Origin of the sequence: Mixta sp., assembly GCF_024610815.1 — a bacterium.
GTDB classification, from domain to species: domain Bacteria; phylum Pseudomonadota; class Gammaproteobacteria; order Enterobacterales; family Enterobacteriaceae; genus Mixta; species Mixta calida.
Window position 1 is genome coordinate 1 of the sequence record NZ_JANION010000170.1, and the last position, 14302, is coordinate 14302.

General features: G+C 59.6%; 14 protein-coding genes. 8 read left to right on the plus strand and 6 right to left on the minus strand.

What is annotated here, in order from left to right; genetic code table 11:
- Positions 1–326: 326 nt before the first annotated feature.
- The gene (locus MYY08_RS12710; RefSeq protein WP_288014455.1) at positions 327–1505 is read right to left on the minus strand and encodes a benzoate/H(+) symporter BenE family transporter; all 1179 of its coding nucleotides are present in this window, start codon (positions 1503–1505) and stop codon (positions 327–329) included.
- Positions 1506–1585: 80 nt separating this feature from the next.
- On the opposite strand from MYY08_RS12710, the gene MYY08_RS12715 reads away from it, so the two are divergent.
- Positions 1586–2134 (plus strand): helix-turn-helix domain-containing protein, encoded by a 549-nt coding sequence (locus MYY08_RS12715; RefSeq protein WP_288014457.1) that lies wholly within the window; start codon positions 1586–1588, stop codon positions 2132–2134.
- A gap of 54 nt (positions 2135–2188) precedes the next feature.
- Here MYY08_RS12715 and pqqU read toward each other — a convergent pair whose 3' ends face one another.
- On the minus strand, positions 2189–4330 hold the full coding sequence (pqqU, locus tag MYY08_RS12720) for a TonB-dependent receptor PqqU (protein ID WP_373996403.1): 2142 nt from the start codon (positions 4328–4330) through the stop codon (positions 2189–2191).
- A gap of 270 nt (positions 4331–4600) precedes the next feature.
- Between pqqU and MYY08_RS12725 the strand changes: the two genes are divergently transcribed.
- Positions 4601–5470 (plus strand): NAD(P)-dependent oxidoreductase, encoded by an 870-nt coding sequence (locus tag MYY08_RS12725; protein ID WP_038626114.1) that lies wholly within the window; start codon positions 4601–4603, stop codon positions 5468–5470.
- Between the two features lie 142 nt (positions 5471–5612).
- Here MYY08_RS12725 and MYY08_RS12730 read toward each other — a convergent pair whose 3' ends face one another.
- On the minus strand, positions 5613–5960 hold the full coding sequence (locus MYY08_RS12730; protein WP_084970095.1) for a hypothetical protein: 348 nt from the start codon (positions 5958–5960) through the stop codon (positions 5613–5615).
- Between the two features lie 306 nt (positions 5961–6266).
- On the opposite strand from MYY08_RS12730, the gene MYY08_RS12735 reads away from it, so the two are divergent.
- Entirely contained in the window at positions 6267–6560 is a 294-nt protein-coding gene (locus tag MYY08_RS12735) for an ATP-binding protein (RefSeq protein WP_038626119.1), read from the plus strand.
- Here the strand turns inward: MYY08_RS12735 and MYY08_RS12740 are convergent.
- On the minus strand, positions 6532–7683 hold the full coding sequence (locus MYY08_RS12740) for an alpha/beta hydrolase-fold protein (RefSeq protein WP_038629994.1): 1152 nt from the start codon (positions 7681–7683) through the stop codon (positions 6532–6534). The genes MYY08_RS12735 and MYY08_RS12740 overlap by 29 nt on opposite strands.
- 226 nt (positions 7684–7909) lie before the next feature.
- Between MYY08_RS12740 and MYY08_RS12745 the strand changes: the two genes are divergently transcribed.
- The 4 genes from MYY08_RS12745 to MYY08_RS12760 all read left to right on the plus strand — a co-directional run bounded on the left by MYY08_RS12745 (position 7910) and on the right by MYY08_RS12760 (position 9921).
- The gene (locus MYY08_RS12745; RefSeq protein WP_133052048.1) at positions 7910–8128 is read left to right on the plus strand and encodes a hypothetical protein; all 219 of its coding nucleotides are present in this window, start codon (positions 7910–7912) and stop codon (positions 8126–8128) included.
- Between the two features lie 88 nt (positions 8129–8216).
- Positions 8217–9059: an arylamine N-acetyltransferase family protein gene (locus MYY08_RS12750; protein WP_084970099.1), complete on the plus strand. Its 843-nt coding sequence runs from the start codon at positions 8217–8219 to the stop codon at positions 9057–9059.
- Positions 9060–9101: 42 nt separating this feature from the next.
- Positions 9102–9491: a hypothetical protein gene (locus MYY08_RS12755; protein WP_104951494.1), complete on the plus strand. Its 390-nt coding sequence runs from the start codon at positions 9102–9104 to the stop codon at positions 9489–9491.
- Positions 9484–9921 carry a thiol-disulfide oxidoreductase DCC family protein gene (locus MYY08_RS12760; protein WP_288014464.1) on the plus strand — a complete coding sequence of 146 codons (438 nt, stop codon included), beginning with the start codon at positions 9484–9486 and terminating at the stop codon, positions 9919–9921. Before MYY08_RS12755 ends, MYY08_RS12760 begins: the two co-directional genes overlap by 8 nt.
- Before the next feature lie 62 nt (positions 9922–9983).
- Here the strand turns inward: MYY08_RS12760 and ahpF are convergent, their stop codons facing one another.
- Both ahpF and ahpC read right to left on the minus strand, forming a co-directional pair.
- Positions 9984–11552, minus strand: coding sequence for an alkyl hydroperoxide reductase subunit F (gene ahpF / locus MYY08_RS12765; RefSeq protein WP_038626124.1), 1569 nt, complete (start codon positions 11550–11552; stop codon positions 9984–9986).
- Between the two features lie 68 nt (positions 11553–11620).
- Positions 11621–12184, minus strand: a complete 564-nt coding sequence (ahpC, locus tag MYY08_RS12770) for an alkyl hydroperoxide reductase subunit C (RefSeq protein ID WP_038626126.1) — start codon at positions 12182–12184, stop codon at positions 11621–11623.
- Between the two features lie 499 nt (positions 12185–12683).
- Between ahpC and MYY08_RS12775 the strand changes: the two genes are divergently transcribed.
- On the plus strand, positions 12684–14302 hold a 1619-nt coding region (locus tag MYY08_RS12775; RefSeq protein ID WP_288014467.1), incomplete at its 3' end, for a methyl-accepting chemotaxis protein.

A 14302-nucleotide genomic window follows, 5' to 3' on the forward strand; every position in this document is an offset into this window, starting at 1 on the left:
GTAAAATAGACATCTTTCAGTCAGTATAAAAAAGCGCCACCAATAAACGATCGCATATCTGAGCAAGTGAAAACGCTATACCTGGACAAGAGACTGCGGTCTTGTACAACCCTATTTTTCGCCTGCCTGAAACCTTCGTAATTAACTTCTTGTTCTTATTAGCGAAGCCGGATAATTAATCCTGCCGCCTGGAACCGGGGCGCTTTTCAGGAGCGCTGGAATGAGGTCTGATGAGTGGCGCAGGTGATACCATTTTTCGCGACAATGTAATAAGCGCACATCAAATAGCGAGCAAAGTAAAATAATCGGGAGAGCAAAGCTGGCGCCTAATCCCGCCGCCGCTGGCTTAACAGGCGCCAGGCGACCGCGCCCGCAAATAATCCCCAAAAGGCGGCGCCAATACCGGCCAGCGTAATGCCGGAAGCGGTGATTAAAAAAGTTATCATCGCCGCATCGCGGCTATTTTCCTGCTCAAGCGCGCGCTGAATGCTGCCGGTCAGCGTGCCCAGCAGCGCCAGTCCCGCCAGCGTATGAATCAGCGTCGGCGGCAGCGCGGTGAGCAGCAGCGCGACCGCACCGCCTGAAAGCCCGGCCAACAGATAAAACAGACCGGCAATGGCCGAGGCGATCCAGCGCCGCTTTTTATCGGGATGCGCCTCGTCGCTCATGCAAATAGCGGCGGTAATGGCGGCGATGCAGACGGAAAAGCCGCCGAACGGCGACAGCAGCAGGGCGATAAGGCCCGTCCAGCTGATTAACGACGAGACGGGCGGCTGATAGCCGTGCGCCTGTAATGTCGCAATGCCAGGCGCGTTTTGCGACGCCATGGTCACCAGAAAATAGGGCAGCCCGACGCCCAACAGCGAAGCCAGCGAAAAGCCCGGCATCACGGCCTCCGGCCAGCGCAGCGTCATCAGCGGCTGGGCGATATGTAGATCGCCGCGCGCCAGCGCCAACATCAGGCCCGCCAGCAGCGTAATAATAATGGCGTAGCGCGGCAGCAGGCAGCGCGCCAGTAGCCAGCTTACGCACATCGTGCCGCACAGCGCCAGATCGACCTGCAAAGCGGCGAACGCCTCCAGGCCGAAGCGCAGCAGGATGCCCGCCAGCATTGCGGCGGTAATCGCCTGCGGCACCAGTTTCATCAGGCGGGCGAACAGGCCGGTGACGCCGCACAGCACAATCAGCGCGTTGGTAAACAGAAAGATGCCGATGGTCTGCGACAGCGTGACGCCGTGCAGGCTGGTCGCCAGCATCGCGGCGCCGGGCGTCGACCAGGCGGTCAGAATCGGCTGACGATACCATATCGACAGGCCAAGCGAGCTGATGCCCATCGCCAGGCCCAGCGCGGTCAGCCAGCCGCCGATCTGCTGCGGCGTCGCGCCTGCGGCTTCAGCGGCCTGAAAAACGATCGCCGCCGAGCTGGCATAGCCGACCAGCGTCGCCACAAAACCGGCGATGATAAGGGTAAAGCTAAACGGCTGTTCACGCTGCGCCAATGCCATAGTATGCTTGCTCCCTGTGCGTTATAGCGCTCAACATACCACTGTGCGTTATAACGCACAAGCAGGCCACGGGAGAGAAGATGGAAGCTTTAGCGCAACACCTGGCGCAGACGCTGAAGGCGCTGCGCGCCGAGCGGCGCTGGAGTCTGACGCAGGCGGCGAAGCGAAGCGGCGTCAGCAAGGCGATGCTGGGACAGATCGAACGCGGCGAATCAAGCCCGACGGTGGCGACCTTATGGAAAATCGCCACCGGCTTCGCGGTGCCGTTCTCACGCTTTATCACGCCCGCAGACGTCAACAGCGGCGCAGCGCAGCGGCCGCCGTTTCAGCAGCAGAACGCACAGATGAAAGTGACGCCGCTGGTCGATTTCGATGCAGAACTGGGGTTCGATCTGCTGGCGATTGAGTTCGCCGCAGGCGCGTTCAGCGAGTCCGCGCCTCACGCGTCGGGCGTGATCGAGCATGTGGTGGTGATCGACGGCGAGCTGGAGGTGCAGATCGCAGGCGTTTGGCATCTGCTGCGGCAGGGCGAGGTGTTGCGTTTCAACGCCGATGCGCCGCACGCCTACCGCAATCGCAGTGACGGGCGGACGCTGATCCACGATCTGATCCACTATCCACGTCCGTAAAAGCCGGACAAAACGGTGAAACCGTCAGGCCGGATTGTCCGGCCGGACGATGCGTTACTGAAATTCCCAGCTCAGCGAAGCGCCCACGCCGTAGTTGCGGCCCGGCGCCGGTTCAAAGTAGCGACCATTGCCTTCATTAACGATCACCGAGCCGACATAGCTGCGGTCGAACAGGTTATCGACGCGGCCAAAGAGATCCAGCACCCAGCCGCCGGAACGGAACTTATAGCCGCCGTTCAGCGCGGTGACGGCATAGGCGGGCGCCTGCTCGCTGTTACGGTCGTTGGTCTGGATCTGACTCATATAGCGCAGCTCCGCGCCGCCGTACCAGCCCGTTTCCGGCGCATACTCCAGCGCCGCCGACGCCATATTGCGCGCGATGCCCGGCAGCCGGTTGCCGCGCGGCACCTGTTTTTCAGAACTGCATGTCGGATCGCCGCAGACGCTGTCGCGGTAGGTCGCGTTGAGCAGCGTCCAGGCCATACGCAGCCGCCAGTCGTCAGCAAACTGTTGATCGAGCGCCAGCTCCAGCCCGCGGCGGCGTGTCTGTCCGGCGTTTTTATAGCTGCTGCGCCCGCCGCTTGAGCTGTCGACCACGATTTCATTTTTGGTGTCGGTCTGGAACAGCGCGGCGCTGAGCAGGCCGTTGCCGATGCGGGTTTTACTGCCGATCTCCAGCGTATCACTGGTCGAAGGCTGGAGCCGGTTATTCAGCCCGCCCTGATCGTCCGCGCGATAAGAAAGCTCGTTGATGGTCGGCGTTTCAAAGCCGCGTCCGGCGGAGGCGTAGATATTCCAGCTATCGGTCAGCGCATATTTCAGCGAGGCTGCGGGCAACCAGCGGTGATAGCGCGCTTCGCCGCTGTCGTCGCCGTTGCCGGGGCGGACATAAAAGTCATTGTCGTCAAAATTCACCGTGCTGAAACGCACGCCCGCATCCAGCGTCAGGGCGGAGGTCAGCTGCCACGAGGTTTGCAGGTAGGGATCGAGGTTCCACATCAGGTTGCGCTCGTTACGGCGCAGGTTGCCTTTTTCACCAAACTGCGGCGCGCCGTTGTTCAGCACGAAGTTTTCATAGCCTTTGCGACGTTCGCTCATGGTTTCATAATCGAGGCCGCCAGTCAGCGTCACCGGCAGCGATCCCAGCGCGCCGCGATGCGTCCAGCGCGCGTCGACGCCCTGATAGTGACGCGTCAGTTCAATCACGCCACCGGCGTGGCTCGGCCTGAGCTGCGGCGCGCGGGGAATCGACTGATACTGCGTGGTTTCACGTTCGCCTGCCCAGGCCATCAGACTGAGGTCGTCGTTTTCACTCATCTGGCGCTGGTAGCGCAGGCCCGCCTGCGTTTGCTTCACGGTTTTACGCGTATCATATTGATCCGCACGCGGCGACTGGCGCGGATTATCTCGCCATTCAGCGCGGGTTAAGCCGCCGGGGTCCTGCGCTTTAATATCGACGCTATTAAACAGCAGCGTCAGGGTGCTGACATCATCGATACGTACGCCGAGCCGCGCGTTACCGAGGTTTTTGTGCGCGCTGCTGCGGTCGCGATAGCCATGTGTACTGAAGCGGGTGGCGGAAACCGTATAGTCGACGTCGCCCGCCTGATCGCCGTCGCCGGTGGCGCCCTGCGCCTTTAGCCCATAGCGCCAGCTGCCGAAACTGCCGTAATAGCTGCTTGCCTCGACGCTGGCGGGCTGTGCGCCTTTCTGGGTCTCGATATTGATCACGCCGCCGGAGGCGTTGCCGTAGAGCGCGGAAAACGGCCCACGCAGCACTTCCACCCGATCGACAGAGTTCAGATCGATATTGGACGTCTGCCCCTGGCCGTCCGGCATGGTGGCCGGAATGCCATCGAGCCAGATGCGCATGCCGCGCACGCCGTAGGTAGAGCGCGAGCCGAAGCCGCGAATGGAGATCTGTAAATCCTGCGCGTAGTTTTGCCGATTCTGGATCTGCAAACCGGGCAGGCCGGAGAGATTTTCCGACAGATTAACGCGCGGCGCAGCCTGACGAATATCGTCGCCATACGCTACGCTGACGGCGGCGGGCGTATCCAGTTCGGAGAGGCCGCCGGGCGCGGCGCTGACGACCATAGTCGACTCATCGCTGGCGGACCAGGCGCTGGCGCAGCACAACACAAGCAGGGCCGGCGCAGTGCGAAGGCGAACCGGCCGCTGAGCAACAGGGATCATTTTCATCAATAGCGTCCTGCGGAAATAATAATGAACCATCCGTAACATCTGCGCGTAAGCCTGGCACGTCTGTCATATTTTGCAAAACATCATCACATAAAGTTGATTTAGCACCGCATAAGCTGTGCCAGGCGTGCGCGTCGGCGCTCAGGGCCAGGCGATATGTCATTGCTTTTGCCTGAATTGATAGCAATCGGGGCGACGGGGATTTACGCTGTGACAAAATGCGCCAGGATTAACTGACCTTTTAATATGAAGAAGGATTTCGAGATGAATCAGCATCCCTCTGTAGCAGTTCTGGGACTCGGTGCGATGGGACACGCCTTCGCCGCAAATCTGGTAAAAAAAGATTTCCCGGTGGCGGGCTGGAACCGCACCCGCGCGCGCGGCGAAGATCTGGCGGCGAACGGCATGACGCTGCACGATGCACCGCAGCAGGCGGTCGCCGACGCGGACGTGGTGCTGGCGATGCTCTCTGACGGCCCGACGACCGAAAGCGTGTTGCAACAAATTGCGTCGTCGCTGCGGCAGAACGCGGTGTTCTGTCAGATGGGCACCATCGGCGTAGAGGCGACCGATCGGCTGATCGCTTATCTGGCGCAGCAGCGCCCGGACGTGGTCTATATCGATGCGCCGGTATCGGGCACCAAAGCGCCGGCGGAAAACGCGCAAATTCTGGTGCTGGCCAGCGGTGACCGGCAGCGGGCGGAGAAGCTGGAGCCGGTTTTCGCCGCTATCAGCAAGGGCGCGCGCTGGTTGGGCGAGGCGGGTGCCGGATCGCGCATGAAACTGGTGGTCAACGCCTGGCTGATCGCCATGATGCAGGGCCTGGCGGAAAGCGCCAGCCTGGCGCGGCAGTTTGGCTTCTCTACCGATGATCTCTGGTCGGTGCTCGAAGGCGGGCCGCTGGCGGCGCCCTATGCCAAAGTGAAGCTCGACACCATCAAAGAGGGCGACTTTACGCCGCAGATGCAGCTGACCTGGGCGCTGAAGGACGCGCAGCTGGCGCTGGACGCCGCCGAAGATCAATCAATGCCGGGCATGCAGCATATTGCGCAGCTGTGGCAGCAGGCGGTTGAGGCGGGTTACGGCGAGCAGGACCTTTCGGTGATCTACCGTTTCCTGACCGGCAAAGAGTAGCGCCAGAGAACAGCCATTCTTCGGCGGCGCGCGCTGCGCCGCCTGTTTGCCGTTGACGCCGAACAGGCTGTTTGCCGTTGACGCGGACTCAGCTTCGCCCATAAAAAACGGGCCACAGCCCGCTTTTCGTGGTCCGTTATCCTTACTCCGCTTTTTGGTACTGCGCCATCGTCGCTTTTTTGCAGGCGTCCGCATCGTGGCGATTTTTCTCTTTTACCGCCTCAGGCAGTTTCATATAGGCGGCGGCGACTTTTTCCGCTTCATCCTCATTAAACTCCGGCTTATCCATGGCATACGGGGAGTTGCCACGCTTCGCCATATCCTTCAGCTTCTGTACATATTGATCCTGCGATTGATCCGTCGCTTTCTGCTCGCTGGTCATGGCGCACAGCCCCACGATATAGGATTCCGCTTCGTTGCTTACCTCCGGGGCTGCCTGCGCCACGCCGCAGCTTGCCATTAACAGGAGTACCGCCAGTCGCTTGTTCATTACCGCTCCTTTTTACACTATTGCTTGCTGACTTCGTCGCTTAAGCATAGTTGATATATATGCTTACGGCGTCGCGGCTGGGCGCAGAGTCATCTGATTTTCTGCCTGAAGGCGGTCCTGACCGCCGACGCTCGTTATCGGCGTCACGATGAAAGCAGCCCAGCCTGGGCCGTTGGCAACAGCAATACGATCAGATCTTATAGTGACGCTGTCACTTAAACACTCAGGAAAAACGGGCTTTTGCCGCGTTGTGTAACACGGCGACTGATAATCTTCATCACAACTATCGAAAGACGCACTCGTAAAGTGCCAACGTCACTTAAACCGACAAGGGAACGGGCGATTGCTACGCTGCGCGACAGCGGTAAGCCGATCTCCGCCGCGCTGCTCACCGCCGCCACCGCGCCGGAAACGCTGACGGAAGAGCAGAGCGACGCCGAGGCGGCGCTGACGCTGCTCTCAGAGAGCGGACGCGGCCTGCGCCTGATCTATGACTGCGTCGACAATGTCAGCTACCGGCAGACGGCAGGCGAAAACTGCCTGACCCTGATAAAACGTCTGCCGGCGTCGGTTAACGGAACAGCTTCTGCACAAACTTAATCCACGCCGGACGCCAAACCGCCATTTCATGGCCCAGCTGCGGATAAGGATCGTAGTCGAAATGGATGCCCTGTTGTTCCAGCTGCCGTTTCAGTCCGGCGATATCGGCGCCGGTCACTTTATCCCGTTCTCCCACCGCGAGGGTGAAATTCTTTAGCTGGCGGTTTACCGCCTGCGGCTGCGCCAGCTGCGCGCTGACCGCCTGATTCGGCACCGTTTCGGTAGTGACGCCGCTGAAGCTCGCCAGCCAGCCGAACTGTTGCAGATGGTTCATGCCGCTGACCAGCGCCTGATAGCCGCCCTGCGACAGGCCCGCCAGCGCGCGGCCTTCCGCATCCTCACGCACGTGGTAGCGCTGTAAAATCAGCGGAATAATATCCTGCATCAGTTCGCGATCCGCTGCATCGGCGTTGCGCGGATAGAAATCCTTGCGCCGTTGCGCCGGAATAAAATCTTCTGGCACCAGGCCCGCCGCATCGGTTTCGGTATCGGGCATCACCACCAGCATCGGCACGATCTTTTTCTCCGCCAACAAGTTATCCATGATTTGCGGAATGCGTCCCTGGGTTACGGCGGAAAGCCCGCTGTCGCCAAAGCCGTGCCAGAAATAGACTACCGGCAGCGGCGCCTTGCTGTTTTCCATGCCCGGCGGCGTCCAGACGTAAAGCTGCCGCTCGCGGTTAAGCGCGCGCGAATGGTAGGACAGGGCGTGCAGCTCGCCATGCGGCACCTGACGCACGTCCAGCAGCGAGCCCGGCACCAGAATCAGGCTGGTGTTCACCTGGCGCTGCGGTTTGGGGGTCGCGCTGGAGGGATCGGCAATGCGCAGGCCGTCGACGTTGTAAAAATATTCATAGAGGTCGGGCGCCAGCGGCGCGCTGCGCCATGACCAGATGCCGTTGCCCGCTTTTTCCATCGAATGAGAAACATAGCTCTCCGGCGTGGCGCCGGTGACGACGGAAACTTTGCGGGCCTGCGGGGCGTAAAGCCGCCAGGTGATGCTGCGGTCCTCATTTACCCGCGTTTGCCAGGCGCTAACCGGCATCGTCTGCGGCGGCGACAGCGGCAATGCGTCGACGGAAGGCGGGCTTTCAGCCGCCAGCGTAGGACAACTCAGCATCATTAACAGTGCGGCGCAGCGGGTCAGTTTCATCGTTACCTCATTTCAGTTGGAAAACGGGGGGTTAGCTCGTCTTCCAGGTATAGTTTTTCCCGTCCGCTTTGCCCAGCCGCCGCGCTGCCGTTCCGTCGGCTGACGTGAGATAAGTCTCAGAAATCGATTACAGCAATCCCCAAATTTTTTGAGCGTACATATTTAAAGGATGTTTTTTTACAGGAGGGCGAAAAAATTGGCATTGTTATCCGATGAAGTCGAACAGGATGAAGAGTTTTTAGCGCTGGTCGGCAAGGCAGTCGTTGCGCTGGCGCGGGAGAGAAGGCCATTAAGCTATGATGCGCTTTGCAGCCGATTATCGGGGCTGGCTGACAGCGCCGATGATGACGAACTGGTGATTAACTGCTGGCGCGCGCGGCAGTTATTGAAAAACAGCGTGCGTTTGGTCAAATAAAATGAATGGATGCCCCAGCGCATTGCAGAACAACCGGCGCGCCAGATATCAGCTATAAGAAAAGCATCATTTTCACCAGGATGAAATTATGTCGTTTGATCTTCATGCTTATCTGGCGCGCATCGGTTACAGCGGCGCGACCCGTCCCTCGCTTGTTGCGCTTCAGCAGATCCACCATGCGCACGTCTGCACGATTCCGTTTGAAAATCTCGATGTGCTGCTTGATCGCCCGATTCATATCGAAACCGAAGCGATCCAGGAAAAGCTGGTCGTCGCCCGGCGCGGCGGCTATTGCTATGAGCATAACTCGCTGCTGTTACAGGCGTTACTGGCGATGGGCTTCGACGCCCGTGGTCTGGCGGCGCGCGTGGTCATCGCGCAGCCGCCCTCGGTGCCGCCGCGCACCCATATGCTGTTGCTGGTGCAGCTGGATGAAGAATTCTGGATCGCCGACGCGGGCTTCGGCGGTCCGACGCTGAGCGCGCCGATACGCCTGCTGGCCGACCGCGCGCAGCAGACGCCGCATGGCGAGTATCAATTGCAATCGCTGGGCGAGGAGTGGTTGCTCTGCCAGCGACGCGGCGGCGAATGGCAGCCGCTCTACCGCTTTGACCTGGTGACGCAGTTTCCTTCTGATTACCTGATGGCGAACCATTTCGTCTCAACCTGGCCTCATTCTCACTTCCGCCACCATCTGCTGGCGGCGCGTTATCTGCCGGACGGCGGGCAGCTGGCGCTGGAGAACCGCCGCTTCAGTCGCTACGGCGCGCAGCCGGAGCGTCGCAGTCTCGACGATCTGCGCGCGCTCTATCAGCTACTGCATGAGGAATTTCGCCTCGGCATGAAGCATTCGCTCTACGGCGTGTCGGAAGAGGCGTTTATCGCCATGATGACGCAGCTGGCGCAGCGCGAAGAAAACGGGCTGGCGTAGCCCGGCTATACTTATCCACCTGAAAGCCAAACAGGAGGAGTTATGCCCGATAACCGTAACCAGGATTTAATGCCCTATAACCTTTTCTATTGCGACGGCACCATACTGGCGCAGAACATTGACGGCCATATCATCGAGCTGGGTCAGGCTGAGGTGCACGATGGGCTGATCGGGTATCAGATTGACGGCAGCGATCTGCATGGCGAAAACTTCTCGTCGCCGGAAGAGATGTTGCAGGCGCTGGGCGACCAGCTCGATTTCCTGTTTCTCGACGGCCAGTTCACCAGCCTGCCGGACCACAGCGATCGCTGGCGCGACCAAATCGGGCAGGCCCCGGTCCGACAGATTAGCCTGCACGAACTGGGCAGCGGCACCGAAGAGGAAGATCCGGTGCCGGTGAGCGATGAAGATACCGGCATCCGCAATGACTAACAGCGACACGCCGCCGCTGATCCGGCCGGAGGAGCAGGTCGTGCTGTATGACGGCACCTGCAAGCTCTGCAACGGCTGGGTCAACTTTCTGCTGCGCTATGACCGCTATCGCACCGTGAGGCTGGCGGCGGTGCAGAGCGAGCAGGGCAAGACGCTGCTGCGCTGGGCGGGACTGCCGGAGGATAAGATCAGCACCATCGTGCTGATTGCCCACGGTCAGGTTTACCTGCGCGCCGACGCCATTTTTCGCGTGATGGGCGGATTGCCCTGGCCGTGGCGCCTGCTGGCGGCGCTGCGCTTTCTGCCTTCGGCGCTCAGCAACCGCTGTTACGATCTTATCGCCCGCAACCGCTACCGGCTGTTTGGCCGCTATGACGGCATGCGCGCCATCGCCGCCGACCATCCGCAGCGCTTTCTCGACCAGCGGTAGCGGCGCTAAACGCAGGCAAAAAAAAGCGGCGCCCAGGGGCGCCGCTTTTACGTGGTAATGTCTTAGCCTACCGGCTGCGTACGGATCAGATAGTCAAACGCGCTGAGCGAGGCTTTCGCGCCTTCGCCGCTGGCGATGATGATCTGCTTGTACGGCACCGTGGTGCAGTCGCCGGCGGCGAACACGCCTTTGACGTTGGTTTCGCACTTGGCGTCGATCAGGATTTCGCCCATCTGGTTGCGCTCAATCGCGCCGTCCAGCCAGGTGGTGTTCGGCAGCAGGCCAATCTGCACGAAAATGCCCGCCACGTCGATCTGATGCACCGTCTCGTTAACGCGATCTTTATATTCCAGGCTGGTAACTTTGCTGCCGTCGCCTTTCACTTCCAGCGTCTGCGCGTTGAGGATGATATCCACGTTTTCCAGACTGCGCGCTTTTTCCTGGAGCACCGCGTCCGCTTTCATGGTCGGCGCGAACTCCAGCAGGGTGACATGCTCAACGATGCCGGCCAGGTCGATCGCGGCTTCCACACCGGAGTTGCCGCCGCCGATCACCGCCACGCGTTTGCCTTTATAAAGCGGGCCGTCGCAGTGCGGGCAGTAGGTCACGCCGCGGGTGCGATACTGTTCTTCGCCCGGTACGTTCATGTTGCGCCAGCGCGCGCCGGTCGCCACGATGATGCTGCGAGATTTCAGCACCGCGCCGGAGGCGGTTTCGATAGCGTGCAGGCCGCCTTCTACTTTCGCCGGCACCAGTTTGCTGGCGCTCTGGCTGTCGATGACGTCGATAGCGTATTCGCTGACGTGCGCTTTCAGCGCGCCGGCCAGCTTCGCGCCTTCGGTTTTCGGCACGGAGATATAGTTTTCGATATCGACGGTATCCAGCACCTGACCGCCGAAGCGCTCGCCCAGCAGGGCGGTGCGGATGCCTTTACGCGCGGAGTAGATTGCTGCCGCCGCGCCCGCAGGGCCGCTGCCGACGATCAGCACGTCGTAGGCGTCGCGCTTGTTCAGCTCATCCGCGGCGCGTTTGTCGGCATTGACGTCAACTTTGCTGACGATTTCCGCCAGGCTCATGCGCCCCTGGCCGAACTCTTTGCCGTTCAGGAATACCGCCGGCACGCCCATGACGTTGCGGTCCTGGATTTCGCTCTGGAAGACGCCGCCGTCGATCGCCGTGTGGCTGATGCGCGGGTTCAGGATCGCCATCAGGTTCAGCGCCTGCACCACGTCCGGGCAGTTATGGCAGGAGAGCGAGTAGTAAGTTTCGAAATGCAGGTCGTCGTCCAGCTGGCGGATCTGCTCCAGTAGCGCCTGCGTCTCTTTAGACGGATGACCGCCGGTCTGCAACAGCGCCAGCACCAGCGAGGTAAATTCGTGACCCAGCGGCGAACCGGCGAAACGCGGGCCGGTCGTGTTGCCTGGGTTGGTGATCAGAAATGACGGTTTACGCACCGGCAGCGCGTTGTCTTCGCGGAACGACACCTTGTCAGAGAGTTCGGCGATTTCGCCCAGCAGTTCTCTGATTTCAGCGGATTTAGCGCCGTCGTCCAGGGTGGCGATTAACTCAACAGGCTTCGTTAATTTCTCAAGATAGGCCTTGAGTTGGTTTTTCATCGTGGTGTCGAGCATGAGGGTCTCCAGGCAAAAAATCGGGTGCCGCAGCACCCGATGAAAAGATCGAACAGCTTTCGGTTAACTTAGATTTTGCCAACCAGGTCGAGAGAAGGAGCCAGCGTCGCTTCGCCTTCTTTCCATTTCGCCGGGCAAACTTCACCCGGATGGCTTGCAACGTACTGAGCCGCTTTCACTTTGCGCAGCAGGTCAGATGCGTCGCGGCCAATGCCTTCAGCGGTGATTTCAACAGCCTGGATGATGCCTTCCGGGTCAACGATGAAGGTACCACGGTCAGCCAGACCCTGATCTTCGCGCATGATGTCGAAGTTACGGGTCAGTGCGCCAGTCGGGTCGCCGATCATTGCGTACTGGATTTTAGCGATGGTTTCAGAGCTGCTGTGCCACGCTTTGTGAGTAAAGTGGGTATCGGTAGAAACGGAGTAGATGTCCACGCCCATTTTCTGAAATTCTGCGTAATGGTCAGCAACGTCGCCCAGCTCGGTCGGGCAAACGAAAGTAAAGTCAGCCGGGTAGAAGAAGAAAACACTCCATTTCCCTTCGACATCTTTCTCAGTCACTTCAATGAACTCACCGTTTTTGAACGCGCTGTTTTTGAACGGTTTGATTTTGGTGTTAATGATAGACATCAGTTACTCCTCCATATTAGGTTAGCGTGAAAGTTACCGAAATTTGTGATTAAGATCTAATGCGTATCCATTATTGAATCAATAAGTAAAACCTAACAAGTCAACAAGGTCTTGTTACGGCATAGATCGTTTTCGGCCTTACGCAAAGATTCATTGTCAATCTTTGTCGCTGCGAGAGGCGGTTGCGTCTCGCGGCGGCGGCGGCAGGGCGCGCAGCCCGTTTGACCGGCATCATCATACGTCTATCCCTGTCTGACAATCCAGCCTGATGACGGGTTAACTCTGCGCCTTATCCTGCATGCCGCGCTCAGCGCGACGACAAAGAGAACGCTTAGCGTTTTTTAACTGATTTTGCGCGTTAACGGTAGGATTATTCAGGTAAAGAAGTGCAATCCATTGATTATCGTTAATTTGCCTGGATATTTAATAAGCAGATAAACTAATGTTACCGGTAAAGCTGCCGATAAATGTGATGCTTATCACTTTTTTTGAGGGAGCTATGTCCTTTTTTAGCCGCATTAAAACGTCCACCTTTCTGATTGGCTGCATCGCACTATTTGGCTTGTTACAGCTCGCCTCAGGTGGATTGTTTCTTCATTCACTCAGCAATGACAAAGATAATTTTTCCACCGCCTCGGCGGCCAATGACAAAGTCACCGCGCTGACCAACGCCTGGTATGCGCTGAACGACGTGCGGGCCGACGCTAACCGCATCGTGATCTGGCTCCAGCAGGAAGGCCCGAACAGCGCGAAGCTGCCGGGCATGATCGCCCATGGCCGCCAGCAGCTGCAGGAGGCGGAGCGCTGGTATCAGATTTATCAATCCGGCGCGCCGCTTCATGGGCTTGACCCGGCGCTGACCCTGCGGCTGGACGCCAGCTATAAGGCGTTCTCCACGCTGTTGCAGCAGCTGATGAACACCGCCGACACCCACAGTCTGGAAGGGATGTTCGCCATTAACGCTGCGCCGAAGCAGAAGGAGATGATGGCGGATTACGATCGCTGGCGCGAAGCGGTAAACACGCTCACCCGTCAGGCGTCGGCGCAGAGCCAGCACGCATTCAGCCAGATGAAAATGCTGATGGCGGCGGTTATGGTGCTGGTGTTGCTCTGCGTTGCGCTCTGCTGGCGCGTGCTACAACAGGTGCTGCTGCGTCCGCTGGCGGCGGCGCTGAACCATATCGACGCCATCGAACATGGCGACCTGACGCATCCGGTGAAAGAAAATCCGCAGGCGCGTAACGAAATGGGGCGGCTGCATAACGGCCTGGCGCGCATGCAGCTGGCGCTGGTGAATACCGTCCGTAACGTGCGCAGCGGTTCCGACACTATTCTGACCGGCGTCAGCGAAATCGCCGCCGGCAACGCCGATCTCTCTGCGCGCACCGAAGAACAGGCCGCGTCGCTGGAGCAGACGGCGGCCAGCATGGAGCAGCTCACCGCCACGGTAAAACAGAACGCCGATAACGCGCTGCAGGCGTCGAAGCTGGCGGTCAGCGCCGCCGATACCGCTGAGCAGGGCGGCGACATTGTGGATGGCGTGATCAAAACCATTTTTGGCATGGAAGAGAGCGCGAAGAAAATCGCCGAGATCACCAGCGTCATCGAAAGCATCGCCTTTCAGACCAATATTCTGGCGCTGAATGCGGCGGTGGAAGCGGCTCGCGCCGGTGAAAACGGACGCGGCTTTGCGGTAGTGGCGGGTGAAGTGCGCAACCTGGCGCAGCGCAGCGCCGTCGCGGCGAAAGATATCAAAGGATTGATTGAGGAGTCCTCCTCACGCGTTGAACAGGGCACCAAACTGGCGGCGGCGGCGGAAGCGTCGATGGAAGCCATTGTCGTTGGCGTAAAACAGGTACGTGACATCATGGATGAGATCTCTTCCGCTTCCGACGAGCAGAGCCGGGGTATTGGGCAGGTTGGCGTGGCGGTGACCGAGCTGGATCGGGTGACGCAGCAGAACGCCTCGCTGGTGGAAGAGTCCTCTTCTGCCGCCAGCCTGTTGCAGGAACAGGCGCAGCATCTCAACCAGACGGTCGCCACCTTCCGCATCGATGCGGGCGCCGTATCCGCGCGGCCAGCCAGCGTGAAGCCGACAGCGCCAGCGCCGCGCAACAA

Bases quoted from the DNA above. Each gene is read 5' to 3' on its own strand.
- MYY08_RS12710 (WP_288014455.1), bottom strand. From the start codon at position 1,505: ATGGCATTGGCGCAGCGTGAACAGCCGTTTAGCTTTACCCTTATCATC.
- MYY08_RS12715 (WP_288014457.1), top strand. From the start codon at position 1,586: ATGGAAGCTTTAGCGCAACACCTGGCGCAGACGCTGAAGGCGCTGCGC.
- pqqU (WP_373996403.1), bottom strand. From the start codon at position 4,330: ATGATCCCTGTTGCTCAGCGGCCGGTTCGCCTTCGCACTGCGCCGGCC.
- MYY08_RS12725 (WP_038626114.1), top strand. From the start codon at position 4,601: ATGAATCAGCATCCCTCTGTAGCAGTTCTGGGACTCGGTGCGATGGGA.
- MYY08_RS12730 (WP_084970095.1), bottom strand. From the start codon at position 5,960: ATGAACAAGCGACTGGCGGTACTCCTGTTAATGGCAAGCTGCGGCGTG.
- MYY08_RS12740 (WP_038629994.1), bottom strand. From the start codon at position 7,683: ATGATGCTGAGTTGTCCTACGCTGGCGGCTGAAAGCCCGCCTTCCGTC.
- MYY08_RS12750 (WP_084970099.1), top strand. From the start codon at position 8,217: ATGTCGTTTGATCTTCATGCTTATCTGGCGCGCATCGGTTACAGCGGC.
- MYY08_RS12755 (WP_104951494.1), top strand. From the start codon at position 9,102: ATGCCCGATAACCGTAACCAGGATTTAATGCCCTATAACCTTTTCTAT.
- MYY08_RS12760 (WP_288014464.1), top strand. From the start codon at position 9,484: ATGACTAACAGCGACACGCCGCCGCTGATCCGGCCGGAGGAGCAGGTC.
- ahpF (WP_038626124.1), bottom strand. From the start codon at position 11,552: ATGCTCGACACCACGATGAAAAACCAACTCAAGGCCTATCTTGAGAAA.
- ahpC (WP_038626126.1), bottom strand. From the start codon at position 12,184: ATGTCTATCATTAACACCAAAATCAAACCGTTCAAAAACAGCGCGTTC.